Below are 1,536 nucleotides of genomic sequence, written 5' to 3' on the forward strand. Positions count from 1 at the left end.
CTGCGTTCGGCGGTCCGAGCACCGCCCTCGCCAGTGACCGGGCCATCGGTTTCGCGCTAGCGAGCGGGGGTTATGCGGTGGCAGCGGGCAACAGCTCCGTCTCACTCGGATACCGGTACGACGCGGCGGCCGCCAAATTCGCCAAGAGCGTGGCGGCGAGCTACTACGGCAGCGGGCGGCAGATCTTCGGCTACCTGTACGGGCCGAGTGGTGGCTCGTTCCAGACTGTCGGCGCCGCGGAGAACACTGAAGGCGTCTGGCAGGGATACGTGCCGATGGTTCAGGGTGTGCCCACGCCGTCGAGCTACAACTTCGAGGGGCGGTCTGCCGCAGAGCTCATCCTGAGCACCAAGGCAGCGCAGATCCGGGACGCCGTCCTTCCAGGTGGGAGCGGAAACCCCTACGGGACTCTGGATGCCGCTGAGCAAGCCATGCTCAAGGAGATGCTCGGGCTCGGCATCCCGTTGAAGGCGTGGGAGGAGCCCGACTACTTGCTCGGCCTGGACCCTGCCTTCTACGGCGCGGGACTCGACTCCGACAGTCCGCTGGCGTACGACCCCACCTACGTCGACGACTTCTGGAACGCGCCCGGTTATCTCGGCACCGAGAACGGCCCGCTCGGTCAACGTGTACGCGAGAAGCTTGCCGAGATGGGCGACACTGTCGGGCACCGTTGGAACATCGCGAAGCGGTTCGCGTACCGCTACCAGCTGCCCGCCGCTGACCAGGGCTGGATCGGGCTGGATCAGTTCCGCAAACCCGACGCCAGCCCGATCTACCCGCAGCGCGTGGTGGGGGAGCCTGCGATCTTCGGCGTCGTGTCAGGGAACGCTGCATTCGACGGATCCGTGAACGGCAAGGTCATCGTTGTCTCGAACCTGTACGACAGCGACGCGCTGCCGTGGCACACAGACTGGTACCGCCACCGCGTCGAGGCGAGCCTCGGCACTGCGGCGTCGAATACCTACCGCGTCTACTTCACCGACCACGCCTACCACCAGGATGCTGTGCCGACAGGCGAGCGCGCAGCCACCCTCGTCGACTGGTACGGCGAGGTCGAGCAGGCGCTGCGGGATGTCGCCCGCTGGGCCGAGCAAGGAGTCGCGGCACCGGCGTCCACGCAGTACTCGATCACGGACGCGCAGATCTCGGTGTCCCCGTTGGCACAGTTCCGGCAGGGTATTCAGCCGACGGTCGATATCGTGTCGTCCGGCGGGGAAACGATCAATGCCAAGGCAGGAGATTCGGTGACGCTCGTGGCGACCGCCCGCACGCCGCTTGGCGGCGGGGAGATCATCGCGGCCGAGTGGGACTTCGAGAGCGACGGCACCTATGTTGCAGGCAAGGTCGTGAAGCCGCAGAAGGTTGCCGCGCTCGTCATGCAGCACAGGTTCAGTCAACCGGGAACGTACTTCGTGAGCGTCCGAGTCACGGCGGAGCGCGATGGCAACGTCAATGCCAAGTACGCCCTGCTGCAGAACATCGACCGCGTGCGAGTCGTGGTCACCAAGTAGGAGAGGGAGGGCGGATGGATGC

General features: G+C 66.0%; 1 protein-coding gene. It reads left to right on the forward strand.

Translation table 11 applies throughout. The features are described 5' to 3' along the window. On the forward strand, positions 1-1,514 hold a 1,514-nt coding region (locus AC1DVT_RS20210; RefSeq protein ID WP_477391182.1), incomplete at its 5' end, for a PKD domain-containing protein. Positions 1,515-1,536: the final 22 nt, after the last annotated feature.

Source organism: Microbacterium sp. P2_F9 (assembly GCF_056403635.1).